Consider the following 23,836-nt stretch of genomic DNA (forward strand, 5'->3'; position numbering starts at 1 on the left):
TAGCCCGAGGCAACCTCCGATGCGGAGCGTCCGTCCCGGACGATCCCCCGTGTCGCCCGGGACAGACGTGGCCGGACCGGGCCCACGGGGCCCGTCCGCCTGCGCCGAGTATAGTTGGCTGCCAGCCAGTCAACGCAGGAGTACAGCATGTCCCCGCGCAGCGCCTCGGTCAATGAAGAGTTGCGCAGGCGTTCCAAGGAGCGGCTTCTGCAGGCCGCGGTGGAGCTGGTGGGCGAGCACGGCTACGACGCAACGACCCTCGGCGACATCGCCGACCGGGCGGGTTCGGCCCGCGGCCTGGTCTCGTACTACTTCCCCGGCAAGCGCCAGTTGGTCCAGTCCGCGGTCCACCGGCTGATGCACCGCACGCTGGAGGAGGCGCTGGAGCGGGAGCCGCGCACCGCCGACGGGGCCGAGCGGATGGCGCGGGCCGTCGACGCGATCCTGGGCCTGGCCAGGGACCGGCCGGTGCTCATGCGCCAGCACATGGCGGGACTGCTCCAGGCCGAGGTGGGCTTCGTGCCGTGCCCGGAGCAGCGGCGGCTGGCGGAGCTGCTGCGGGACACGGTGGCCCGGCACGGCTCGCGGGACGTCGACCGGGACTACCCGATGCTGCGCGCGCTGCTGATGGGCGCCGTCTTCGCCGCCCTGGTACCGGGGGTGCCGATGCCCGTGCCGGTGCTGCGCGCCGAGTTGTTCAAGCGCTACCGGCTGGCGTGGGAGCTGGGCGTCCCGCCGGAGGCCGCGGCGCCCGGCGGGACGACGTGCGAGACGGACCTGTCGCGGTTCTTCGCGACCGGCCTGCCCGGCCGGCGGGCCCACGCGGACCCGGCCGGCCGGAGCGAGGGGACGGCTCAGTCGAAGTAGTCCGGCTGCGTCTGCGTGTTGAGCTCACGCAGGTGGACCCGCTTGGCCGGGTCCGTGCGCCGGTCGCTGAGCTTGAGGACGTCGAAGCCCTTGGCCATGTCGTTCGAGTAGATGTAGCCGTTGTAGTAGTACGCCGACCACGAACCGCCGGTCACCAGGTTCTCCGTGCTCAGCGGACCGCGCTCGAAGTAGGCGATCTCCTTCGGGCGCGAGGAGTCGGTGAAGTCCCAGACGGAGATGCCGCCCTGGTACCAGGCCTGGACCATGAGGTCCTTGCCCTTGACCGGGATCAGCGAGCCGTTGTGGGCGACGCAGTTCTCGGTGTCGGCCTGGTGGCGCGGGATCTTGTAGTAGCTGCGGAAGACCAGCTCGCGGTGGTCGCCCCGGCCGACGATGTCGTAGATGCCGTCGGCGCCGCGGTTCGGGCCGATCTCCGCGTTGCAGGTGGCGGCGCCGCCGCCGCCCAGCTCGTCGGTGAAGACGACCTTGTTCGCCTTCTGGTTGAAGGTCGCGGAGTGCCAGAACGCGAAGTTGACGTTGTCCTGGACGCGGTCGATGACCTTCGGGCGCTCGGGGTCCTCGATGGAGAACAGGATGCCGTCGCCCATGCAGGCGCCCGCCGCCAGGTCCTTGGAGGGCAGGACCGTGATGTCGTGGCAGCCGGTGGTCTTGGAGACGCCCGGGTTGGTCGGTCCGCCGGGGTTGCCGCCGCCGTCGGGGCCCTCACCGGGGAACAGCACCGGGAAGCCCACGACCGCCGCCTTCTCGGGCGCGTCGCGCGGCACCTTGATGACCGAGATGCCGTCGTGCGGCGGCCGGCAGTCGGGGTAGGCGGCGTTCGGCGAGTACGAGGAGACGTAGACGTAGACGTTCTTGCGCTCGGGCACCAGCGTGTGGGTGTGCGAGCCGCAGGCGGTCTCGACGGCGGCGACGTACCGCGGGTTCCGCTTGTCGCTGATGTCGAAGACCTTCATGCCCTCCCAGGAGGACTTCTCGGTCGCGGGCTGCGTGGTGCTGTTGCAACTGCTGTCGCTGCGCGAGGAGTCGGTCGACAGGAACAGCAGGTCGCCGGAGACGGAGATGTCGTTCTGCGAGCCCGGGCAGAGCACCTGGGAGACGGTCCGCGGCTTCTTGGGGTTGCTGATGTCGAAGATGCGGAAGCCGTCGTAGTTGCCGGCGAAGGCGTACTTGCCCTGGAAGGCGAGGTCCGAGTTGGTGCCCGGCAGGGCGTCCTTCGGGATGTTGGCCAGGTGCTCGATGTTGTCCGAGTGGACGATCTCGTCCTGGCCGGGTATCGCGCCGTCCTCGATGGCGTCGCTCACCTCGGCGCGCGCGCTCTTGGACACCTCCTTCGACGTGGCCGGACTGTCCCCGGGGTCAGGGGTCGCCATGGCCGGACCGGCCGTCAGCAGCGCGGACAGGAGCCCCGCGGCGGCAGCCGCGACTCCCAGACGTCTGCGCCGCGTTCGCGGGTCGTTCAACAGGGTCACTGTGTCCTCCCTACGTCCGTTCCCGACGGAACGGTTCACGCCCCCGCAGTATCGTCTTCACCATGCACATATCAACAGGGTGGCAACACACTCGCAACGAAGTTTTTTGATCAGTGACGCGCGGAAGCGTGCTAGGACGGTCATCGCACCCACAAGGTGCTCCGCATCCCTCCCTCAGAGGGGGCACCCCCAGCCACAGGAGGTTCGTCGTGTCCTTTCGCCCCGCTCGCCCCGTGCTGTCCCGTGCGTCACTCGTCACGGCCTCGCTGACGGCACTGGCCGTACTCGGGCTCGGGGCCTGCGACTCCGGCTCGGACACCGGGCCGGCGGACGCGGCCGGACCGTCGGTGATCGCCCCCGGCAAACCTGGCGAGGACAACCGGACGCTGTCCGCACAGGACGCCGAGGAGCAGCGCGCCGACGACGACTCCCCCAACTCGGCGGACGTGTCCTACGCGCGGATGATGATCCAGCACCACGCCCAGGCACTGGAGATGACCGGACTCGTGCCGGAGCGGGCGGCGTCCGGCCAGGTCCGCAAGCTCGCCGAACGGATCTCCGCCGCCCAGGGACCGGAGATCGAGGCGATGAAGGGCTGGCTGCACAAGCACGGCGAGAAGGAGACCGGCGGCAAGCACGACCACGCCGCGATGCCGGGGATGGCCACCGAGGCCCAGTTGGAGAAGTTGCGCGCGGCCGAGGGCAAGGCCTTCGACCAGCTCTTCCTCAAGCTGATGATCACTCACCACGAGGGGGCGATCGCCATGGCCACGGACGTCAAGTCCGAGGGCAACAACGTGCAGGCCGAGGAGATGGCGGACGACGTGGTCGCGCAGCAGACGAGCGAGATCTCGCGGATGCGCGGAATGCTGTGACCGCGCAGCGGCAGCGGCTCAGCGGCGTGCGCGGCGCGGGGTCAGGAAGCCGTCGTCGCGAGCCCGGCCGATCAGTCTGAGGGACCTGCGCCGGCCGTACCCGGTCGCGCGCATCACCGCGAGGACCGGGTCGCCGCCCACGTCCCGGGCCGCCCGGTACTCCTCGGCGACGAGCCGGCGCTCCTCCCTGCCGCGCGGCGCCGGGGGGCGGGCCCGCCGCCGCCCGGCCGCCGCGGTGCCGACGCCGGCCGGCGCACAGGCGTCGGAGAGCGGGCTCTCCAGCCACTCGGCGAGGACGGCCAGGTCGTCGAGGGAGAGCGGCGGCTCGGCCCGTACGTCCTCGACGCGCAGATCCCCGCCGGACAGCACGGCCAGCACCTCCAGCCGGGCACCGTCGGCGAACGTCAGCCGGACGTCGAACCACGAGACGGTGGCACCGCCCTCACGCAGCACCCAGGTGTGCCGCACGGCCGGCTCGCCGTCATCCGGAGAGCGATCGGAAAGCTGAAGAGAACGATCAACGAAGGATGCTTCGAGCACATACGCAACGTAACCGCATGATCACATTCCATACGAACAGAACACGCACGGAACACGGACCGTTCACCGGGTGCGGCACCCTGCCGGCGGAGCGGCCGCGGTGGGATGCTGGAGGCATCAGCGACCCCCTCCGACTTCCGGACCATCCGCCTCCCGGACAAGGAGTACCGCCGTGCTGCGTGTCGCCGTCGTCGGCTCGGGACCGAGCGGGTGCTACACCGCCCAGAGCCTCGTCCAGCTCGGCTGTGACGTGCGCGTCGACGTCCTGGACCGCCTGCCCTGCCCGTACGGGCTGGTGCGCTACGGCGTGGCGCCGGACCACGAGAGGATCAAGTCGCTGCAGGACACCCTGCGTACGGTCCTGGAGCACGAGCGGGTGCGGTTCCTCGGCGGCGTCCGGGTCGGCCCCGGGGGCGTGCCGACCGCGCGGCTGCGCGAGCTGTACCACGCGGTGGTGTACTGCGTGGGTGCCGCCGCCGACCGGCGCCTCGGCATCCCCGGTGAGGACCTTCCGGGCAGCTGGTCGGCGACCGAGTTCGTGTCCTGGTACAGCGCCCACCCGGACGCCGTGGACGACGGTTTCCTGCGCGGGGCGCGGTCGGCGGTCGTCATCGGGGTGGGCAACGTCGCCGTCGACGTGGCGCGCATGCTGGTCCGCGGCGTGGCCGAGCTGAGCGGCACGGACATGCCTCAGGCCGCGCTCACCACGCTCGGCGCCGGGCAGGTCGCCGACGTGCACATGGTGGGCCGCCGGGGGCCCTCGCAGGCCCGCTTCACCACCAAGGAACTGCGCGAGCTGGGGACGCTGCCGGGCGCTGCGGTCGTCGTGGAACCGGCGGAACTGGAACTGGACCCGGGATACCTGGACCCCTCCGGGCTGCCGGGCCCGCAGCGCCGCAACGTCGAGGCGCTGCGCGGCTGGGCCGGACGGCCCGCCGCGCCCGCCGCCCGGCGGATCCGGCCCCGCTTCTTCCTGCGCCCGGTGGAACTGACGGCGGACGGCGCGGGCCGCGTGGGCGCCGCGCGCTTCGAGCGGACGGCGCCGGACGGGCGGGGCGGCGTGACGGGCACCGGGCGGTACGTCGAGATCGCGGCCCAACTGGTGCTGCGGTCGGTGGGTTACCGCGGGGTGGCGCTGGAGGGGCTGCCGTTCGACGCGGTGAGCGGCACGGTGCCGCACCGGGCGGGACGCGTCGTGCGGGAGGGCGCCGCCTCCCCCGGCGAGTACGTGGCCGGCTGGATCAAGCGGGGACCGACCGGGGTGATCGGCACCAACCGGCCGTGCGCGAAGGAGACGGTGACCTCCCTGCTGGCGGACGCCGGCGCGCTCACGGGCCGGGAGCTGCCCGCGGACCCCCTCGCCGCGCTGCGCGCCGAGGGTGCCGAGCCGGTCGAGTGGGCCGGGTGGCAGGCCATCGAGCGGGCCGAGGCCGAACTCGGCGTGTCGCTGGGACGGCGCGTGGTGAAGCTGCCCGACTGGGAGGCCCTGCTGGCGGCGGCGCGGACGGCCGGGCCCTGACTCCCGCCGGCCGGCGACGGCCCGGGCCCCGCGACGGCGGCCCCCGAGCGGCCGCCCCCTGCCCTCGGCGGCGCCCCGGACGCGTCGTCGTCGCCGGTCAGTCGCCGCCGAGGCGGTCGGCCTGGCGCCGCGCGGCGGACAGGAGGGCGTCGAGCAGCCCCGGGAAGAGGGCGTCGAGGTCGTCCCTGCGCAGCCCGTTCATCTTGGCCGTGCCCCGGTAGGTCTGCCGGATCACGCCGCTCTCGCGCAGCACCCGGAAGTGGTGCGTGGTGGTGGACTTGGTGACCGGCAGGTCGAAGTACGAGCAGGAGAACAGCTCGTCGCTGTCGGCGGCCAGGTCCCGCACGATCCGCAGCCGCACCGGATCGGCGAGCGCGTGCAGCACCCCCTCCAGCCGGATCTCCTCGCGCACCGGATGGGGCAGTGCGCGCGGGCCGGCGGCGGGGGCGGCGGGGGTCACGGCGGCTCCAGTTCGTCCGGGAGGCCCTCGTCGTCGAAGAGGGCGCCCTTGGGCCCTTCATTGTACGAGGAACGCCGTAGTTTGACACTTCCCGTACTACGAGGGCTATCGTACGAGCGTCCCCCTGCCGCGACCTAGGGAGCAGCCCTCCATGAGCGCCCTCTTCCAGCCCCTCCAGCTGCGTGAGACCACGATCCCCAACCGGGTGTGGATGCCGCCGATGTGCCAGTACTCGGCCGCCCCGGAGGGTCCGTCGGCGGGCGTCCCCGGCGACTGGCACTTCGCGCACTACGGCGCACGGGCGGTGGGCGGAACCGGCCTGATCGTCGTCGAGGCCACCGGCGTGTCGCCCCAGGGCCGCATCTCCCCGCAGGACCTCGGCCTGTGGAACGACACCCAGGTCGAGGCGTTCCGCCGGATCACGGGCTTCCTGCGCTCCCAGGGCACGGTCCCCGCGATCCAGCTGGCCCACGCGGGCCGCAAGGCGTCGACCGCGCAGCCCTGGAAGGGCGGGGCCCCCGTGGGTCCGGACGCGTACGGCTGGCAGCCGGTGGCCCCGAGCCCGCTCGCGTTCGACGAGCGGCACCCCGTGCCGACGGAGCTGACGACCACCCAGATCCACGAGGTGGTCGGGCAGTTCGCGGACGCCGCCCGCCGGGCGCTGGCCGCCGGCTTCGAGATCGCCGAGATCCACGGCGCCCACGGCTACCTGATCCACGAGTTCCTGTCACCGCACTCCAACCACCGCACCGACGCCTACGGCGGCTCCTACGAGAACCGCACCCGCTTCGCCCTCGAGGTCGTCGACGCCGTGCGGGAGGTGTGGCCCGACGACAAGCCGCTGTTCTTCCGCGTGTCGGCGACCGACTGGCTCGAGGAGGGCGGCTGGACGCCCGAGGACACCGTCCGCTTCGCCGGCGACCTCCAGGCGCACGGCATCGACCTCCTCGACGTGTCCACCGGCGGCAACGTCCCGCGCGTCCGGATCCCGACCGGGCCCGGCTACCAGGTGCCGTTCGCCGCGCGCGTGAAGGCCGGCACCACACTGCCGGTCGCCGCGGTCGGCCTGATCACCGACGCGGGACAGGCCGAGAAGATCCTCGCCAACGGCGAGGCCGACGCCGTACTGCTGGGCCGCGAGCTGCTGCGCAACCCCTCCTGGGCACAGCACGCGGCCCGGGAACTGGGCGACGCGGTCCGGATGCCGGACCAGTACGGCTGGGGCATGTGAGGCGGCATCGCGCGCGAGGCGTTGACTAGAAAGCGCTTGCCCTCTACCGTCCGTTCATAAGCGTGACCGACCGAGCGCGGACCGGCCGCCACACCCTTGCAGCAGCCGGGTCGCGCTCGCAGTCGGAGTACACGTAGAAGAACTACGTTCAGGTACATGTTCCGTTCCACCCCCACTCCCTACGGAAGGGATCAGAACATGACTGCTGCGACACGCCTCCGCACGGGGCGACGCGCCGCGACGGGCGGGCTGGCCGCGCTCGGCCTCTCTATTGGCATGCTCATGACAGCCGGAGGCGCTCCGGCGCACGCCGCCACCTGGCCGACCCCCAACGGCAGCGAGGGAGTCTCCTCCACCATCCCGGTCTCCGGCACCAAGGACTACGGGATGAAGCGCCTCTACGGCACCGGAGACCTCGGCTCCGGCGGCCAGGACGAGGACCAGGGCCCGATCCTCGAACTGGCCCCCGGCGCCGTCCTCAAGAACGTGATCCTCGGCGCCCCGGCCGCGGACGGCATCCACTGCAAGGGCAGTTGCACCCTCCAGAACGTCTGGTGGGAGGACGTCGGCGAGGACGCGGCGACCTTCCGGGGCTCCTCGTCGTCGAACGTCTACACCGTCTCCGGCGGCGGCGCCAAGGAGGCCGGCGACAAGGTGTTCCAGTTCAACGGCGCGGGCGCGCTGAACGTGTCCGGCTTCGCCGTGAAGAACTTCGGCACCTTCGTCCGCTCGTGCGGCAACTGCTCCACGCAGTACAAGCGCACGATCAACCTCAGCGGCATCGAGGTGACCTGGAAGGGCAGCCGGCTGGCCGGCATCAACACCAACTACGGCGACAGCGCCACCCTGCGCAACATCACGATCGTCGGGGACACCGGCAAGAAGATCGTGCCGTGCCAGAAGTACATCGGCAACGACGACGGCGACGAGCCGGACTCGAACGGCTCGGGCCCCGACGGCACGTACTGCAAGTACTCCTCGTCCGACATCACCTACAAGTGACGCGGCGAACGGCCGTCGGCTGATCCCGGCGGGCCGGGCCCCGACCCGGTCCGCCGACCCGGCGAGACCCCCTCCACCGTCCTGACACCACCGCTCTGACGTGCGGCGACGCCACTTCCCCGGGTGACTGTCAGTGCCTGGGTGCAGACTGGCCCGTGTCCGAGACAAAGGCGTCGACGGCGACGCCGCGGAGGTGATCGGCATGACCGAGGTACTGCTCGCCGTGGGCACCCGCAAGGGCCTGTTCATCGGGCGCCGGCGGGGTGGCACCTGGGAGTTCGACGAGAGTCCCTACTTCAACGCGCAGGCGGTCTACTCGGTCGCCCTCGACACCCGCGGCGACACCCCGCGGCTGCTGGCGGGCGGCGACAGCGCGCACTGGGGTCCGTCGGTGTTCCACTCCGACGACCTGGGCCGCACCTGGACCGAACCGGCGCAGCCGGCCGTCAAGTTCCCCAAGGAGACCGGCGCCTCGCTGGAGCGGGTGTGGCAGCTGCACCCGTCCGCCGCCGAACCGGACGTGGTCTACGCGGGCACCGAACCGGCCGCGCTGTACCGCTCGGAGGACCGCGGCGAGAGCTTCGAACTGGTCCGCCCCCTGTGGGAGCACCCCACGCGGTCGCGGTGGGTGCCGGGTGGCGGCGGCGAGGGGCTGCACACCGTGCTCACCGACCGGCGCGACCCGAAGTCGGTGACGGTCGCCGTCTCGACGGCGGGCGTCTTCCGCACGGTGGACGGCGGCGCGAGCTGGGCGCCGTCCAACTCCGGTGTCTCCGCCGTCTTCCTGCCGGACCCGAACCCGGAGTTCGGCCAGTGCGTGCACAAGGTCGCCCGGGACGCGGCGACGCCGGACCGGCTGTACCTGCAGAACCACTGGGGCGTGTACCGCAGCGACGACGCGGGCGCGCACTGGACGGACATCGGGGAGGGGCTGCCCTCCACGTTCGGTTTCGCGGTCGCCGCCCACCCGCACCGGGGCGACACGGCGTACGTCTTCCCGATCAACGCCGACGCGGACCGGGTCCCGGCGGACCGCCGCTGCCGCGTCTACCGCACGGCGGACGCGGGCAAGAGCTGGGAACCGCTCACGGCGGGACTCCCCCAAGAGGACCACTACGGCACGGTGCTGCGCGACGCGCTGTGCACCGACGACGCGGACCGGGCGGGCGTCTACTTCGGCAACCGCAACGGCGAGGTGTTCGCCTCGGACGACGACGGCGACAGTTGGCGGCAGTTGGCCTCCCACCTGCCGGACGTGCTGTGCGTGCGGGCGGTGACCGTCGGGTGAGCCGGACCGGGGGGACCGGCCGCCGCCACCGGTTGATCGGCGTCACCCGTACGGCAGTAGGGTGACGCCCGTGGCACCACGACCCTTGCATGAAATCGTCGAGGCGGGCTGGGCGAAGGCCCTGGAACCCGTGGCCGGGCAGATCACCGCGATGGGTGAGTTCCTGCGCGCGGAGATCGCCGCCGGACGCACCTACCTGCCCGCCGGATCCCATGTCCTACGGGCCTTCCAGCAGCCCTTCGACGACGTCCGGGTCCTGATCGTCGGACAGGACCCCTACCCGACCCCGGGGCACGCGGTGGGGCTGTCGTTCTCGGTCGCGCCCGATGTGCGCCCGCTGCCCGGCAGCCTCGTCAACATCTTCCGGGAGCTGAACAGCGACCTGAATCTGCCGCAGCCCTCCAGCGGGGACCTGACCCCGTGGACCCGGCAGGGTGTGCTGCTGCTCAACAGGGCGCTGACCACAGCCCCGCGCAAGCCCGCCGCCCACCGCGGCAAGGGCTGGGAGGAGGTCACCGAGCAGGCGATCCGCGCCCTCGCGGCGCGCGGCAAGCCGATGGTGTCCGTCCTGTGGGGCCGCGACGCCCGCAATCTGCGTCCCCTGCTCGGCGATCTGCCCGCCGTGGAGTCCGCGCACCCGTCCCCGATGTCGGCCGACCGGGGCTTCTTCGGCTCGCGTCCGTTCAGCCGGGCCAACGACCTGCTGGTCCGGCTGGGAGGTCAGCCGGTCGACTGGCGCCTGCCGTGAGCGACGGCTCCCCGGCCGGGGACTCGGGCGGCTCCCGTGCCGGGGACTTGGGCGGCTTCCTGGCCGTGGACTCCGGGGGCTCGGGGCTGCGGGTCGCCGTCGGGACGGCCGGTGGCGGCGGAGGCGGCCCCGACGGGCTCGGGCGGCGTGCCTCGCGGGAGCCGGTCCGCACCGGCTCCCGCGGCATCGATCCCGGTCACCTGATGGCGCAACTGCTCCCCATGGTCAGGTCGTTGACCGCCGAGACCGGGGTGACCGCGTTCGGCACCGCCGTCGTCGGGGCCGCCGGGCTGGCCACCCTGGGCGACGCCCTGCGCGCCGAACTGCCGGGCGCGCTGGCCCGGGAGCTGGGCGTGCGGACGGTCGCGCTGGCCGCCGACGCCGTCACCGCCTACGTCGGCGCGATCGGCCCCCGGGCCGGCGCCGTGGTCGCCGCCGGCACCGGCCTGGTCGCCACCGGCACCGACCTGACGTCCTGGCGCCGGGCGGACGGCTGGGGGCACCTGCTGGGCGACTGCGGCGGCGGCGCGTGGATCGGACGGGCCGGTCTCGAAGCCGCGCTGCGTGCCCACGACGGGCGTCCGGGTGGCTCCGCCGCGCTGCTGGCCCGGGTCACGGAACGGTTCGGTCCGGTGGCGGGCCTGCCCGGCCGGCTGTATCCGCGTACGGACCGGCCCGCCGTCCTGGCCTCCTTCGCGCCCGACGTGGCCGCCTGCGCGGCCGACGACCCCGTCGCCGCGGACGTGCTGCGGGCCGCCGCCCGGCACATGGCCGACTCCGCCGCCGCCGTCTGCCCGCCCGGGGGCCGGCCCGCCGTCGCGGTCACCGGCGGCCTGCTCAGGATGGGCGACGCCCTCGTCGTACCGCTGGAGGAGGAGCTGGCGAAGCGGCTGCCGCAGGCGCGGCGGACGGCCGCCGAGGGCGATCCGCTGCACGGCGCGGTCCGCATCGCGACCGATCTGACGACCGGCGCGTTCAGCCTTCCGTGTGACGACAGGATGCTGGGGGTGACCGCTGTGCCGGGTGGCCGGTAATGGGTCCGCCGGTGAGGTGAATCGTGCCGATGTCGGCCGATCCGTACATCACTCTTCAGACAAAACCGGACGGAAACCGCTCACCTGCACCCTCCCCGAACAGGGAAACCGGGGAAACCAGTAACATGCGGCGCCATGAGCTCCCCCACTGGGCCCGCGTCCGGCCTGCCCGTACGAATGCCGCGCCCCCGCCAGCCCGGACGGCACCGCCGTCCCGAACCCCTGGTGGCTCCCGAGGGCGCGCCGGCGCTCGTCCTCGCGGTGCCGGGGACGCCCAGCAGCGCCACCCGCGGCCTCGCCGACGAGGTCATCAGCATCGCCCGCTCCGAGCTGCCCGGCCTCGACGCGAGGATCGGCCACCTCGACGGGGACGACGAGGAGTTCCCCTCCCTGTCGACGGTCCTCGTGCGGGCCGCCGAGGAGCGCACCGCCCGCTTCGAGCAGGCGCGTGCCGCCGGCCTGGAGGTGAAGGAGCCCGAGGGGCCCGTCGCCGTCGTGGTGCCGCTGCTCGCCGGGCCGGACAACGCGCTGCTGCGCCGCATCCGGCAGGCCGTCATGGACAGCCGGATCGCGGCCGAGCTGACCGATGTCCTCGGCCCGCACCCGTTGCTGGCCGAGGCGCTGCACGTGCGGCTCTCCGAGGCCGGTCTGGCCCGCGCCGACCGGGCCAGGCTGTTCACCGTGGCGACGGCCGCGGACGGCATCATCCTGGCCTCCGTGGGCGGTGACGAGGCCGTCCAGGCGGCCGGGATCACCGGCATGCTGCTCGCCGCGCGCCTCGCCGTGCCGGTGATGGCGGCGGCCCTGGACGAGGAGGGCTCGATCGCGTCCGTGGCCGAGCAGCTGCGTTCCTCGGGTTCGCAGCAGCTGGCGCTCGCGCCGTACCTGATCGGGCCGGAGATCGAGGCGTCCCTCCTGGAGGACGCGGCCAAGGAGGCGGGCTGCTCCACCGCCGAGCCGCTCGGCCCCTACCCGGCGATCGGCAAGCTGACGCTGGCCAAGTACACGACGGCGCTCGGCATCTCGCCGCAGCAGCCGCAGGGCGCGCCGGTCCGCTGACGCAACCGTCCGCGCGAACGCGGCACCTGCGGCCGAAAGGGGCCCGCCCCGGTGGAGGGGGCGGGCCCCTTCGCCGTACCCCGCGGCGGCGTGAGGCAGCCGTACTCTCGGGCGGCCGCGCGGGGAGGCCGCCCTGCCGGGTACGGCGGGGCGGCGCCGGCGCACGCGCCAGGGGTCAGCCGAAGATCACGCAGGACGCGGCGGGGACCGCGAGGGAGCCGGCGCGGCGGGGGACGCCGGTCTCCGGGTCGAGGGCGAACCACGTGACGTCCCCGGAGCGCTCGTTGGCCGCGTACAGGTAGCCGTTCGACTCGGCGATCTCGCGCGGCCAGTGACCGCCGCAGGGCACCGTGCCGAACAGCCGCAGCCCGTCGGGCTCCACGACGAATACGGACAGGACGTCCTCACCCCTCGTCGCGGTCCACACGAAGCGGCCGTCGGGCGAGACCACGATGCCGGACGGATAGGCGTCGCCGGCCGGGGCCCCGGGCAGCACCGGGACCTCGGTCAGGGGCTGGAGCACCCCGTCGGCGGCGTCCCAGCGGCAGACGGTCACGGTGGGCGCCAGTTCGTTGACCACGTAGGCGCGGGCGCCGTCCGGGTGGAAGGCCAGGTGACGCGGGCCCGAGCCGGGGCGCAGCGCGACCTCCCGGTGCACGGCGAGGGCGCCGTCGTCGAGGGCGCAGACGCGCACGGAGTCGGTGCCGAGGTCCACGCTGACGGCCCACCGCCCGCTCGGGTCTGGCCGCACCTGGTGCGCGTGGGGGCCCTGCTGGCGCTGGGCGTGCGGGCCCGACCCGGTGTGCCGCAGGACGCCGGAGGCGGACCGGGCGAGGGTGCCGTCGGGGCGGAGCGGGACGGCGGTGACGCTGCCGGAGCCGTAGTTGGCGGTCAGGACGTGGCCGGCGTACAGGGCGAGGTGGGTCGGCCCGTCCCCGCCGACCGGCACCGGCCTTCCGGCGGGCTCCGGCTTGTCCCCGGCCACGCGGAAGGCGGCCACCGCGCCCTCGGCCGTCTCGCTGACGGCGTAGAGCGTGTCCCCGTCGGGGGCCAGGGCGAGGTAGGAGGGGTCGGGCAGGCGGTCCGTGCCGCTCAGGACCGTGAGGGCGCCGCCGCTGGGCGCGACGGACGCCGTGACGATGCCGGGCCCGCCCGCCGCCGTGAAGGACCCGATGAACGCCCGTCGCTGCCGCCTGCCGCCGTCTGCCACCGCTGGCCCCTCTCGTTTCCGGCCTCGTGCCGCCTCGCCGGCACCGCGTGACGTGCCGGCCGGTCGTCTGCCCCGGGGCGACGGTAGCAGTCGATCACATGCGGTCTAGACCAAACGGGTGACTCGGGAACGGACAGCCCGGGAGCGGACGGCTCAGGCGTCGACGAGCGGCGAGCCGGAGGGGGCGCGCAGGGGGGCCGCGAGGTCGGCGAGGGCGCGTTCCAGGCCGTGGAGGTGGGCCAGCGCGGGTTCGGCGGCGTGCTCCCCGTCCGTACGGGCGGGCAGCGCCCGGCCTCCGGTGAGCGCCTCCACCGCGGTCTCGACCCGCCAGCAGGCGGCGGCCAGCCGGGCGTCGTGCGAGGCCTCCGGGTCCGCGGCGACGGCGACCAGGCCGCGGATCTCCCGGGCGCAGTCGTCGAGGAGGGCCAGCACGCGGCGGGCGCGGCGCTTGCGGCCGAGCATGGGGTTGAGCGGGTGCACGAGCGGGGCGACCGACAGCCGGACCCGGCCGAGCAGCTGCTCCAGTTCGGTCACGCGCGGTGCCGGGTCGGCGTCCTCGGCGCCGGCGAGGCGGGCGGCGGCCTCGGCGGTGCAGGCGTGGACGCAGCGCAGGGCGCGCTGGATCCAGGCGTCGGTGACGGCGTGCGTGGTGACGGGCAGGACGAGGAGCACGGCCAGCGCGGCGCCCAGCGCCCCGACGCCGGTCTCGACGAGCCGCAGGGCGAGCAGCCCGGGGCTGAGGAAGCCCAGGAGGCCGTAGAGCAGCTCGGCGAGCAGGGTCACGCAGAGCATCATCCAGGTGTAGGAGACCGCGGCCGTGTAGAAGATGCCGAAGACGCACGCCGCCACGAGCACGGCGGTGGGCACCGGGGCCCCGGCGAGGGGGAACGCGACGAGGAAGCCGAGACCGATGCCGACGACCGTGCCGAGGACCCGGCGGAAGCCCCGGACCAGGGTCTCGCCGCGCGAGGTGGTGTTGACGAACACCCACCAGGTGGCGCCGACGGCCCAGTACCAGCGCTCGTCGGACACCAGCTGACCCACGACCAGGGCGAGACCGGCGCCCACGGTGGCCTGGACGGCCTGACGGGTGGTGACGCGGGCGAGCCCGGTGCCGGCGGGCGGTGCGGGGACGACGGGCGGGGGCAGGCGGCGCTCGTAGCACCACAGGCCGAAGCGCACCGTCGCGGCGGCGGCCACGGACAGCAGGACGGCGGCGAACATCTCGGGCAGCCGGTCCGTGGTCGCGTGCAGGAACTGGGCGATGAAGAAGGTCATGAAGGCGAACACGCCGAGGCTGTGGCCGCGCGGGCCCCAGCGCCGGGCGTACACGCCCGCGCCGACCACGGCGAGGAAGGTGAGGTCCCGGGCCACGGGAAGGTCGTGCAGCGCGGCGGCGGCGGTGAGCACGGGCAGTCCGACGACCGGCAGCAGCACGGTGGTGACCGCCTGCCCGCGCACGGTGGCGTCGGTGACGGTGAACAGCGCGAGCAGCGCGGCCAGCCCGCCGGTGACGGCACCCACCAGGGAGGTGCCGGCCAGGCCGCAGACCACGACGGCCAGCCCGATGCCGAGTACGGCCCGCGTGGCGAACCGCAGCCGTGCCCGCCCCGGGTCCGGGCTCACGAACACCCTCTTCAGCACTGCTTACCGCCCCCTCGCCTTGGCGCGACGTCACCGACATGAGAAAGGCGCCGCGGGATCCGCAGCGCCATCGACTCGTCCATAGGAGCATCTCCTCCACCAGTGGCTCAACTGGTGCTCGCAAGAGTGGGCCATTGGTACAATGGCGGCGGTGTTCCCCGAGCCACCGGGGTGCCATTGGCCGACGAGGGGAGGACCGGACGTCATGGCCGTCGACGAGCTGGACACGCGCATCCTGCGGCTGCTGCTGGAGCAGCCGCGCACCAGCGTGCGCGAGTACGCCCGCCTCCTCGGGGTCGCCCGCGGCACGCTCCAGGCCCGCCTGGACCGCCTGGAGCGCGACGGCGTGATCACCGGCACCGCACCGTCCCTCTCCCCCGCCGCGCTGGGCCACCCGGTGCTCGCGTTCGTGCACATCGAGGTCACCCAGGGCCATCTGGACGAGGTGGGCGAGGCGCTGGCGGCCGTCCCGGAGATCGTCGAGGCCTTCTCGATCACGGGCGGCGGCGACCTGCTGACCCGTGTCGTGGCGCGGGACAACGCGCACCTGGAGGACGTCGTCCAGAAGCTGATCAGCCTGCCCGGGGTGGTCCGCACCCGCAGCGAGGTGGCGCTGCGCGAGCGCGTCCCGCACCGGCTGCTGCCGCTGGTGGAGTCGATCGGGCGCACGGCACGGAAGTGAGCCACGGGGCCTTGGCATCCTGGTTCCCATGAGCACTCTGGACGGCATCTCGGTCATCTTCGATCTCGACGGAACACTCGTGGACAGCGAGCCGCACTACTACGAGGCGGGCCGGCAGACCCTCGCCGAGTACGGCGTCCCGGACTTCACCTGGGCGGACCACGAGGGGTACGTCGGCATCAGCACCCAGGAGACGGTCGCCGACTGGAAGCGGCGCTACGGCCTCCGGGCCCCGGTGGAGGAACTGCTCGCCGTCAAGAACCGCCACTACCTCGACCGGGCCCGCACCGGCGCCCGCGCGTATCCCGAGATGCGGAAGTTCGTCGAGCTGCTGGCGGGCGAGGGCGTGCCGCTGGCGGTGGCGTCGGGGTCGTCGCGCGAGGCCATCGAGGTGATCCTGGCCCGCACCGGACTGGACGCGTACCTGCGCACGCTCGTCTCGGCCGACGAGGTCGCGCGGGGCAAGCCCGCCCCGGACGTCTTCCTGGAGGCGGCCCGCAGGCTGGGGGCGGACCCGGCAGACTGCGTGGTCCTGGAGGACGCCGCCCCCGGGGTCGCCGCCGCGCACGCGGCCGGCATGCGCTGCGTCGCGATCCCGTACGTCGCGGAGCAGGCCGACGCGCCGGAGTTCGCCACCGCCGGCCTGCTGGTACGCGGCGGTCAGACGGAGTTCACCGCGCGGGCGGCCCACGAGTGGCTGGCCCGGTCGGCGCGGGCCGCCCGACCCTGAAGCCGAGCGGGTTCGCCCGCAAGTTTTTTCCCGCTGGGGTGATCGGTCGGCCGCTCGCGTCCGTACCTCCTGGTGTCCGAGCCTGTTTTCGCCCCAGGAGGCACGATGCGCATCACGCGCACCACGGCAGGGACCGCCTTCGTGGCGGGTGCCCTGGTCCTCACCCTCACCGCCCTCGCCTACCCGGCCATGCTCGGGATGCGGAACACGGCCGGCAGCCAGGACCGCGTCATCGCCAACACGCTGTACGGGCCGCTCACCGAGGCCGACCGGGACTTCGTGGTGAAGGTCCGCGCCGCCGGGCTGTGGGAGCACCCGCTGGGGCTGATGGCGATGGAGCGCGGGACCACACCGGAGATGAAGGAGGCCGGCGAACACCTGGTCGTCGGGCACGCCCGGCTCGACGCGACCTGCCGCAGGATCGCGCCCGAGCTGGGCATCACCCTGCCCAATCTGGCGTCCCCGCAGCAGCAGCAGTTCGTGTCCACGGTGGACGGGACCACGGGCAGGCAGTTCGACACCACCGCCGCCAACATCATGCGCATCACGCACGGCCAGATCTTCCCGGTCGTCGCGAAGGTCCGCGCCAACACCAAGAACTCCCTGGTGCGGCAGTTGGCCGACCAGGCGAACGACACCGTGCTGGACCACATCACCGTGCTGGAGAAGACCGGCATGGTCAACTTCGACCAGGTCAACTTCCAGCAGTCGGCTCCGCCGGACCTGCCCAAGGTGCAGCTCACGCCGCCGGCGCCGCAGCCGGGCGAGCCGGTGCTCTCGCTCACCGCGCCGCCCGGCCTGGAGATCGACACCTCCCCGCCGACGCCCAGTCCGACGGTCCGCTGACGCGGGACGGGGGCGCGGGACGGGGGCGCGGCGGCCGCGTCAGCCGCGGCGGGGCTTGCCGCGCCTGCCGCCGCCCTTGCCGCCCGCGCTCTTGCCGCCGCCCCTGCTGCCGCTCCTGGCGCCTCCGGTGGTGCCGCTCCTGCTGCCGGAGCCGGCGCCGCGCCGCGCGCCGCCGGCCTGCTGACCGGCCGCCTGCTTGCGCCGTGCGGCGGCCTTCTCGGCGGGTGCGTCCTGCGCCGACCCGGCGGAGGGCTGCCGACCCCGGGTGCTGTTGACGGTCCGGCCCCGGACGATGCCGATGAAGTCCTCCACCCGGTCCGTGTGCGCGTCCACGGGCCAGGAGAGCGCCACACCCGACCCGGGGGCGTCCGTGACCGTCCGGTAGGTGAGGTCCTTGCGGTGGTGCAGCCGGGCCAGCGACAGGGGCACGAGGAGCACGCCGATCCCGGCGGCCACGAGCTCCACGGCGTCCGCGGTGGTGGCCGGGCGTTCGAGGGCGGGCCGGCCCGGCGGGCGCTCCCAGCCGAGGACGTCGTCCAAGGGGTGCAGCACGATCTCGTCGGCGAGGTCCTCGACGCTCACCTCGTCCGCCGCGGTGACGAGGTGATCCTTGGGGATCACGACGACCGTGGTCTCGGTGTAGAGCGGGATGGCGCTGAGCGCGGTCCGGTCGACGGGCAGCCGTACCAGCCCGGCATCGGCGTCGCCGGCCAGCAGCGCGCCGCCCGCCTCGGCGGCGGGAACCTGGGTCAGGGAGAGCGGGACGCCGGGCAGCCGCTCGTTCCAGATGCGCACCCACTTGTCGGGTGTCACCCCCGGGACGTACGCGAGCCGGAACGAGGGGGGATCTTCCGAGCCTGTCACCCGGCCAGGTTACCGGGCGTCGCCACGGGCCGCGGTCGCCGGGGACCGGCGGGAGCCCTGGTCACCCGGCGTGGTCCGAGGCCGCGCGGACGCTCGATACCCTTGACACCATGACGTCGCACCAGAACACCCAGACCATGAAGCCCGCGACCGCGGCGAAGAAGCTGGGTGTGTACCTCGAGGCCACACCCGCCGATTTCCAAGAGGGCGTCGTCACGCGCGCCGAGCTGAACGCGCTCCAGGCCGACCCGCCCGCGTGGCTGCGGGACCTGCGGCGTGACGGCCCGCACCCGCGGCCGGTGGTGGCGGCCAAGCTGGGCGTCTCCATCGCGGGCCTGCACCGGGGCGGGGTCACGGAGCCGCTCACCACCGAGCAGATCGAGGCGCTGAAGCAGGAGCGCCCCGAATGGCTGGAGCGGGAGCAGGCCGTCCAGGCCGACGTGCGCAAGGAGACGGCCCGGGTGAAGAAGCTGCACGCCGAACGCGCGGAGCGGGCCCAGCAGGGCTGACGCGCCCCGGGGTCCCGTTCCGTCGCCCTCTCAGCCCTCCGCCTTCCGCTCCGTCGCGCTCCACGCGTACTGGAGCCAGTCCGACACCACGACGGCGCTCAGCCCGGCGCACACCAGCCGGGCGGCCCGGGGTGCGACGGCATAGGTGCCGACGAGTCCGCCGGCCACCCAGGCGGAGGTGCAGAACGGGCAGGAGACCAGGTCGCCCACGGCGCGGCGCAGACCCGTGCCGCGCGGCGCGTCCCGCACCTCGCTCCCCTCGCCCGCCCGCTCGCGGCGGGTGAACGGCGCCCTCAGGAAACCGGTGACCTTGTCCTTGGTGAGCAGCCGGGACGCCTTGAACGTCGCCGCCCCCAGCAGGGCCACGTCCCACGCCGGGACGGTGTCGGGCAGGCGCAGCCCTCGGCGCCGCACGGTCACCGCAAAGGCTCCGGTGCTCGCCGTGAAGAGCGTCACGAGCGCCGCGTATCCGCCGAGAGGGGTGTCCTCCGCTTCGTCGTGGCGCCGCTCGCCGTCCGCCATGGATGCCTCCTCCTGGGACCGTCCTGCCGACCGGGGGCCGGGTGCCCTGTACGGGCCGTCCGCAACGCGTCGGCACGAACGGGAATGGCGGTGCCGGCTCAGTACGGTGCCGGCCCGCCGAAGAGGTCGGCGTACTCGGCGGGCAACCGGGTCAGGAGGCGGTCGACGCGTTCGCCGGGGACCGCTTCGGTGAGGGTGGACAGCACAGCGCCCGCGTCCCATTCCGCCGTGCGGGGACGGGCGCCGGTCTGCCCGGCGACGCGCCGGAGGAACTCCGCCCGGTCGAAGGACTCGGGGCGCCCGCGTTCCAGGCGCAGCGCGTCGTCCAAGGGGGCGGGAAGGTCCGAGGCCAGGTCGGCGGCCTCCTCCGGTCCTATGCGGGACGCGATCACCCACAGAACGGCCGTGGTGACCTGCTCGGCCTCGTCGTCCCCGTGGTACTCGCCACGGTCGCGCACCCGGGCCAGGAACTCGTCGAGACGCACGGCGCCGCCTCCTTCCGCCGGTCAATCGCTCCGGTCCGGGTGCCCTGCGGCCCCGGAGGGAAACGGGCGCGCGGGGGAAGGCGGCGCAGTCTCACCGGTGTGCGCGGGGGGAAGGCGGCGCGGTCTCACCGGTCTGCCGGGGGGGAGGAAGGCAGGTGCAGTCTCACCAATGTGCGCGAGCGGCGTCGGCCACCTCGGTCACCCGGGTCAGCGCGTCGTCGCGGAACAGCGCGTGTCCGGCAGCGACGCGCTCCCGCCGGGCCGGGCCGGGGACGGTGAGCCGCCGCAGTGCGCCGAGCAGCGCGGTCTCGTCCCCGGCGAGGTCCGACACACCCAGCGCGGCCATCCGCCGGACGCCCTCCGCGCCGTGACCGGGGATCGGGCGGTACCCCACCACGGGCAGACCGGCGGCGAGCGCCTGTACGGCGGTCTGGCCGGCGGCGTTGTCCACCAGGGCGCGGGCCGCGTGCAGCAGGCCCGGCATGTCCGTCACCCAGCCCAGCGCGACCGCGCCGGGCGTGCCGGACAGCGCACGGCGCAGCCGTTCGTTCCCGCCGCAGAGCACGACCGGCAGGAAGCCGTCCTCCCGCAGGAGCCGGACGGTCGCGTCGAGGCGCGAGCCGACCCCCCAGGCGCCGGCGGAGAGCAGCACGGCGGGCCGCCCCGGACCGAGCCGGTCGAACAGCCCCCGCCACCCGGCCGCTCCCGGCGCGTCGGCGAAGTACTCCGGCGCGACGACGGGACCGCACGTGCTCGCGGGCGTGCCGGTGCTCCGCCGCGCCTCGCGCGCCGCGTCCTCGGTGAGGCACAGGCAGAGGTCGTTGCCGGGGTGCAGCCACTGGCGGTGGACGGCGAAGTCGATCACGAGCACCACGCTGGGCACGGGCAGCAGACCGCGGGCACGCAGATGGCCGGTCAGCTGGGCGCCGAGGTGGAAGACGGGGACCACGGCGTCCGCGCCCGTGCGCTCGGCCAGGTCGCGCAGCCGGCCGCCGGCGAGCCGGGCCAGGGGGGTGCCGCCGGGGCGGCGTCCCGCGCCGGGGCGCAGGAACAGGCGGTACAGGGCGGCGTAGGCCCAGGGAGCGTGACGCACCGCGCCTCGGTAGAAGTGCCGCAGGGCACCGCCGAGGCCGTACGGCAGCAGCGCGAGGACGTCGACGACGACGGCGTCGCCGCCGCGTTCCCGGGCCCGGCGGACCAGTTCCGCGGCGACCGTGTCGTGCCCCGCCCCCATGCTCGCGCTGACCACCAGGAGCCGGCTGCCGTCCCGCGGGCCGCCTGGGGACGCGGGCCGGCGGGGCATGGGTGAGCTGCGAGGACGCACAGCGGTCCAGGTTGCCCGCAAGAAGTGCCCCAAACCCTCCCACAGGTGGGCGTTTCGGTCGGCTCGCCAGGGATACTCCGTGACCGCCCGTCCGGTCGGACACCGGTGCCCCGGCCCTCCGGTCGGCCGCTCCGGCGTCCGCCCCGAGCCAAGGTGGTCTCATGGTCCCTGCGTTCTCCCGCCCCCGGTCCGCTCCCGGACCGCAGGTCGTCGCACCCGACGCGGACCAGGTCAGGCCACGGCGGGAGCCCGTCGGCGGCCGGGGCACACGCACCCGCACGGCGCTCGTGACGGGGGCGTCCTCCGGCATCGGCGCCGCCGTGGCCCGCCGGCTCGCCGAGGACGGCGGCTGGCGGCTGGTGCTCAGCGGACGTGACCCGTCCCGGTTGCGGGCGGTGGCCGACGCCGCGTCGGCCACCGCCTTCGCCGCGGACCTGACGCTGCCCGGTGCCGACCGGCAGCTCGCCGACTTCACGCTGGCCACGGTGGGCCCGGTGGACCTGCTGGTGGCCGGTGCCGGGGTGGGCTGGGCCGGGGAGTTCCTTGACATGCCCCCGCACGCCATCGACGAGGTCCTCGACATCAACGTGCCCGCCACCCTGCGGCTGGTGCGCCTGGTGCTGCCGGGCATGGTGGAGGCGGGGTCGGGGCGGGTGGTGCTGATCGGGTCGCTGGCGGGCAGTGTGGCGGTGCGGGACGAGGCCGTGTACTCCGCCGCCAAGGCCGCGGTCGGCGCCTTCGCGGACGCGCTGCGCTACGAGTTGCGGGGCACCGGTGTGGGGGTCACCCATGTGGTGCCCGGAGTCGTCGACACGCCGTTCTTCGAACGCCGCGGCGCCCCCTACCGGCGGTCCAGGCCCCGCCCGGTGCCCGCCGAGCGGGTGGCGGACGCGGTGCGCACGGCGGTGGCCCGCGGCCGTGACGAGGTGTACGTACCGGGATGGCTGCGACTGCCGTGCCGGGTGCGCGGCGCGGCCCCGGGGCTGTACCGGCGGCTGGCCGCGCGGTTCGGGTGAGTCCCCGGTGAGCGGGAGCGCGCGGCGGTGAGCGTCCTCACCGTCGTCCTGGCCCTGTTCGCGGCGCTGGCCAACGCGGCGGCGTCGGTCCTGCAACGCCGGGCGGCGGCGCAGGACGAGGACCGGGCGGGCGCCGGCCACACGGTGGTGCGTTCGCTGCTGCGGCTGGTGCGCGACCCGTACTGGCTGAGCGGCGCGGCGCTGCTCGCCGTGACGACGGTGCTCCAGGGGGCCGCGCTCGCGGTGGGCAGTCTGGCCGTCGTCCAGCCGCTGATGGCCAGCGAACTGCTGTTCACCCTGGTGGTCGGCAGCATGGTCTTCCACCGGCGTCCCGACCCGCAGACCTGGCTGGCGTTCATGGCGCTGGCCGGGGGGCTCGCGCTCTTCCTCGGCGCCGCCACGCCGTCGGCCGGCCACGACACCGCGTCCCCGGGCGGCCGGTGGGCGTGGGCGGGGGCGGCGCTGTTCGTGGTGGTGACGGCCCTGGCCTCGATCGGCAGCCTGGTGAAGGGCGCCCCTCGCGCCGCGCTGTTCGGATCGGCGTCGGCGGTGGCGTTCGGCGGTACGGCGGCGCTGCTCAAGGAGGTCACCGGACGGCTGCCCCAAGGGGTGGGCGCGGTGCTCACCCAGTGGCCGCCGTACGCCACGGCGGTGGTCGGCGTGATCAGCTTCCTGCTGCTGCAGAGCGCGCTGCGGGCCGGGACCCTCGCGGCGTCCCAGCCGGCGCTGACCCTCGGCGACGCGCTGACCAGCGTCGCGCTGGGCTGGGCACTGTTCGGCGAGCAGATCGCCCTCGGGGTGCGGGTGGTGCCCGAGCTGATCGGCGTGGCGATGATCGGCCTCGGCAGCGTCGGACTGGCCCGCGCGCCCTCGGTCCACGGCGCGTGGGACACGGCACCGGCGGCACGGGACGGTCCCGGGGAGCGCGAGCGGAGGCGGACGCGGGGGCGGGCTTGAGGGCGACGGAGGGCGTGGCCCGGTGCGAGTCGCGGCACGGAACGGGAGGGGAGACATCGGCACGGGACGGGAGACACACGGATGACGCAGGGCTCTCACCACCGCGCCGCGGCGTACGCCGTCGTGCCGGTCGTCGCCGCCGCGCTGGCCCACATCGGCCCGGCGGCGACCTGGCTGCCCGGGCTGCGCCGGCACCGTTTCCCCCGGCTGGCCGGACAGGGCCGCCCCGGCCACGTGGCGCTCACCTTCGACGACGGGCCCGACCCGGCGTCCACGCCGTACTTCCTCGACGTCCTGGACACGCTCGGTGTGCGGGCCACGTTCTTCCTCCTCGGCGAGAACGTCGTACGCCACCCCGCGCAGGCCCGCGAGCTGGCCCGGCGGGGCCACGAACTCGCCGTCCACGGCTGGACGCACGACCGCCCCTGGATGCCGGCGCCGGCGCGAGAGGCGCGCGGGCTGCTGCGTGCCGCCCACGCGGTGGGCGAGGTCGCCGGACGCGCCCCGCGCTGGTACCGCCCGCCCTACGGCATCCTCACCTCGGGGCGCTGGGCCGCCGCCCGCCGGGCCGGGCTCCGGCCCGTGCTGTGGACGGCGTGGGGGAAGGACTGGCGGGACGACGCGACCCCCTCCTCGGTACGGGCGGCCCTGGCGGCGGACCTGCGCGGGGGCGGCACCGTCCTGCTCCACGACACCGACCACGCGAGCGCCCCGGGCAGTTGGCGGGCCGCCCTCGGCGCCCTGCCCGGGCTCGTACGCGACTGCCACGAGGCGGGGCTGACGGTGGGGCCGCTGGGAGAGCACGGGGTGGGCCGAAGGGCCCGGGAGAGCCGGGCGACCGCTCACGGTTGAGCGGGGAGCCGCGAGCGCCGCACTCACCGGCACGGGAGCCGCGGGGGTGCCGGCGTCGCCGTCGGCACCCCCGCCGTGGGCC

25 protein-coding genes are annotated in these 23,836 nt (G+C 74.4%); 16 read left to right on the forward strand and 9 right to left on the reverse strand.

Annotation, left to right across the window (positions count from 1 at the left end):
• Positions 1–147 precede the first annotated feature (147 nt).
• Positions 148–867, forward strand: coding sequence for a TetR/AcrR family transcriptional regulator (locus tag ACFIF2_RS10290; RefSeq protein ID WP_395572237.1), 720 nt, complete (start codon positions 148–150; stop codon positions 865–867).
• Here the strand turns inward: ACFIF2_RS10290 and ACFIF2_RS10295 are convergent.
• On the reverse strand, positions 855–2,357 hold the full coding sequence (locus ACFIF2_RS10295) for an LVIVD repeat-containing protein (protein ID WP_395572238.1): 1,503 nt from the start codon (positions 2,355–2,357) through the stop codon (positions 855–857). The two genes, ACFIF2_RS10290 and ACFIF2_RS10295, sit on opposite strands and share 13 nt — an antisense overlap.
• A gap of 209 nt (positions 2,358–2,566) precedes the next feature.
• Here ACFIF2_RS10295 and ACFIF2_RS10300 point away from each other — a divergent pair, with 209 nt between their 5' ends.
• Positions 2,567–3,232 carry a DUF305 domain-containing protein gene (locus ACFIF2_RS10300; RefSeq protein WP_395572239.1) on the forward strand — a complete coding sequence of 222 codons (666 nt, stop codon included), beginning with the start codon at positions 2,567–2,569 and terminating at the stop codon, positions 3,230–3,232.
• 18 nt (positions 3,233–3,250) lie between these two features.
• On the opposite strand, the gene ACFIF2_RS10305 is transcribed toward ACFIF2_RS10300, so the two are convergent.
• The gene (locus ACFIF2_RS10305; RefSeq protein ID WP_395572240.1) at positions 3,251–3,700 is read right to left on the reverse strand and encodes a DUF6214 family protein; all 450 of its coding nucleotides are present in this window, start codon (positions 3,698–3,700) and stop codon (positions 3,251–3,253) included.
• A 244-nt stretch (positions 3,701–3,944) separates the two neighbouring features.
• Here ACFIF2_RS10305 and ACFIF2_RS10310 point away from each other — a divergent pair, with 244 nt between their 5' ends.
• Positions 3,945–5,291: an FAD-dependent oxidoreductase gene (locus tag ACFIF2_RS10310; protein ID WP_395572241.1), complete on the forward strand. Its 1,347-nt coding sequence runs from the start codon at positions 3,945–3,947 to the stop codon at positions 5,289–5,291.
• A 97-nt stretch (positions 5,292–5,388) separates the two neighbouring features.
• Here ACFIF2_RS10310 and ACFIF2_RS10315 read toward each other — a convergent pair whose 3' ends face one another.
• Entirely contained in the window at positions 5,389–5,751 is a 363-nt protein-coding gene (locus ACFIF2_RS10315; protein ID WP_395572242.1) for an ArsR/SmtB family transcription factor, read from the reverse strand.
• A 151-nt stretch (positions 5,752–5,902) separates the two neighbouring features.
• On the opposite strand from ACFIF2_RS10315, the gene ACFIF2_RS10320 reads away from it, so the two are divergent.
• From ACFIF2_RS10320 to ACFIF2_RS10345, 6 genes are all read left to right on the forward strand, one after another.
• Entirely contained in the window at positions 5,903–6,982 is a 1,080-nt protein-coding gene (locus ACFIF2_RS10320) for an NADH:flavin oxidoreductase/NADH oxidase (RefSeq protein WP_395572243.1), read from the forward strand.
• A 198-nt stretch (positions 6,983–7,180) separates the two neighbouring features.
• Positions 7,181–7,984, forward strand: coding sequence for a pectate lyase (locus tag ACFIF2_RS10325; protein WP_395572244.1), 804 nt, complete (start codon positions 7,181–7,183; stop codon positions 7,982–7,984).
• A gap of 133 nt (positions 7,985–8,117) precedes the next feature.
• A complete protein-coding gene (locus ACFIF2_RS10330) occupies positions 8,118–9,272 on the forward strand; it encodes a WD40/YVTN/BNR-like repeat-containing protein (protein ID WP_395572245.1) in 1,155 nt (384 codons plus the stop codon).
• Positions 9,273–9,342: 70 nt separating this feature from the next.
• On the forward strand, positions 9,343–10,020 hold the full coding sequence (locus tag ACFIF2_RS10335; RefSeq protein ID WP_395572246.1) for a uracil-DNA glycosylase: 678 nt from the start codon (positions 9,343–9,345) through the stop codon (positions 10,018–10,020).
• Positions 10,017–11,054, forward strand: a complete 1,038-nt coding sequence (locus tag ACFIF2_RS10340) for an N-acetylglucosamine kinase (protein WP_395572247.1) — start codon at positions 10,017–10,019, stop codon at positions 11,052–11,054. Before ACFIF2_RS10335 ends, ACFIF2_RS10340 begins: the two co-directional genes overlap by 4 nt.
• A 135-nt stretch (positions 11,055–11,189) precedes the next feature.
• A complete protein-coding gene (locus ACFIF2_RS10345) occupies positions 11,190–12,113 on the forward strand; it encodes a sirohydrochlorin chelatase (protein WP_395572248.1) in 924 nt (307 codons plus the stop codon).
• Positions 12,114–12,288: 175 nt separating this feature from the next.
• Here ACFIF2_RS10345 and ACFIF2_RS10350 read toward each other — a convergent pair whose 3' ends face one another.
• On the reverse strand, positions 12,289–13,323 hold the full coding sequence (locus ACFIF2_RS10350; protein ID WP_395572249.1) for a lactonase family protein: 1,035 nt from the start codon (positions 13,321–13,323) through the stop codon (positions 12,289–12,291).
• A gap of 153 nt (positions 13,324–13,476) precedes the next feature.
• Entirely contained in the window at positions 13,477–14,967 is a 1,491-nt protein-coding gene (locus ACFIF2_RS10355) for an FUSC family protein (protein WP_395572250.1), read from the reverse strand.
• Positions 14,968–15,172: 205 nt separating this feature from the next.
• On the opposite strand from ACFIF2_RS10355, the gene ACFIF2_RS10360 reads away from it, so the two are divergent.
• The 3 genes from ACFIF2_RS10360 to ACFIF2_RS10370 all read left to right on the forward strand — a co-directional run bounded on the left by ACFIF2_RS10360 (position 15,173) and on the right by ACFIF2_RS10370 (position 17,225).
• The gene (locus tag ACFIF2_RS10360) at positions 15,173–15,649 is read left to right on the forward strand and encodes an Lrp/AsnC family transcriptional regulator (RefSeq protein ID WP_055420586.1); all 477 of its coding nucleotides are present in this window, start codon (positions 15,173–15,175) and stop codon (positions 15,647–15,649) included.
• A 28-nt stretch (positions 15,650–15,677) separates the two neighbouring features.
• Entirely contained in the window at positions 15,678–16,379 is a 702-nt protein-coding gene (locus ACFIF2_RS10365) for an HAD family hydrolase (protein ID WP_395572251.1), read from the forward strand.
• A 105-nt stretch (positions 16,380–16,484) separates the two neighbouring features.
• Positions 16,485–17,225, forward strand: a complete 741-nt coding sequence (locus ACFIF2_RS10370) for a DUF4142 domain-containing protein (RefSeq protein ID WP_395572252.1) — start codon at positions 16,485–16,487, stop codon at positions 17,223–17,225.
• Between the two features lie 39 nt (positions 17,226–17,264).
• Here ACFIF2_RS10370 and ACFIF2_RS10375 read toward each other — a convergent pair whose 3' ends face one another.
• Positions 17,265–18,089 carry a LysR substrate-binding domain-containing protein gene (locus ACFIF2_RS10375; protein WP_395572253.1) on the reverse strand — a complete coding sequence of 275 codons (825 nt, stop codon included), beginning with the start codon at positions 18,087–18,089 and terminating at the stop codon, positions 17,265–17,267.
• 110 nt (positions 18,090–18,199) lie between these two features.
• Between ACFIF2_RS10375 and ACFIF2_RS10380 the strand changes: the two genes are divergently transcribed.
• Positions 18,200–18,598, forward strand: coding sequence for a DUF5997 family protein (locus tag ACFIF2_RS10380; protein ID WP_395572254.1), 399 nt, complete (start codon positions 18,200–18,202; stop codon positions 18,596–18,598).
• 30 nt (positions 18,599–18,628) lie between these two features.
• On the opposite strand, the gene ACFIF2_RS10385 is transcribed toward ACFIF2_RS10380, so the two are convergent.
• The 3 genes from ACFIF2_RS10385 to ACFIF2_RS10395 all read right to left on the reverse strand — a co-directional run bounded on the left by ACFIF2_RS10385 (position 18,629) and on the right by ACFIF2_RS10395 (position 20,839).
• On the reverse strand, positions 18,629–19,120 hold the full coding sequence (locus tag ACFIF2_RS10385) for a DUF1360 domain-containing protein (RefSeq protein WP_395572255.1): 492 nt from the start codon (positions 19,118–19,120) through the stop codon (positions 18,629–18,631).
• A gap of 98 nt (positions 19,121–19,218) precedes the next feature.
• Positions 19,219–19,605: a DUF2267 domain-containing protein gene (locus tag ACFIF2_RS10390; protein WP_395572256.1), complete on the reverse strand. Its 387-nt coding sequence runs from the start codon at positions 19,603–19,605 to the stop codon at positions 19,219–19,221.
• A 163-nt stretch (positions 19,606–19,768) separates the two neighbouring features.
• Positions 19,769–20,839, reverse strand: a complete 1,071-nt coding sequence (locus tag ACFIF2_RS10395; protein ID WP_395572493.1) for a galactosyldiacylglycerol synthase — start codon at positions 20,837–20,839, stop codon at positions 19,769–19,771.
• A gap of 251 nt (positions 20,840–21,090) precedes the next feature.
• On the opposite strand from ACFIF2_RS10395, the gene ACFIF2_RS10400 reads away from it, so the two are divergent.
• The 3 genes from ACFIF2_RS10400 to ACFIF2_RS10410 all read left to right on the forward strand — a co-directional run bounded on the left by ACFIF2_RS10400 (position 21,091) and on the right by ACFIF2_RS10410 (position 23,754).
• The gene (locus ACFIF2_RS10400; protein ID WP_395572257.1) at positions 21,091–21,945 is read left to right on the forward strand and encodes an SDR family NAD(P)-dependent oxidoreductase; all 855 of its coding nucleotides are present in this window, start codon (positions 21,091–21,093) and stop codon (positions 21,943–21,945) included.
• A gap of 27 nt (positions 21,946–21,972) precedes the next feature.
• On the forward strand, positions 21,973–22,902 hold the full coding sequence (locus tag ACFIF2_RS10405) for a DMT family transporter (RefSeq protein ID WP_395572258.1): 930 nt from the start codon (positions 21,973–21,975) through the stop codon (positions 22,900–22,902).
• Positions 22,903–22,983: 81 nt separating this feature from the next.
• Positions 22,984–23,754, forward strand: a complete 771-nt coding sequence (locus ACFIF2_RS10410) for a polysaccharide deacetylase family protein (RefSeq protein WP_395572259.1) — start codon at positions 22,984–22,986, stop codon at positions 23,752–23,754.
• Positions 23,755–23,836: the final 82 nt, after the last annotated feature.

The sequence above is a fragment of the Streptomyces sp. BK79 genome (genome assembly GCF_044142145.1).
Taxonomy (GTDB): domain Bacteria; phylum Actinomycetota; class Actinomycetes; order Streptomycetales; family Streptomycetaceae; genus Streptomyces.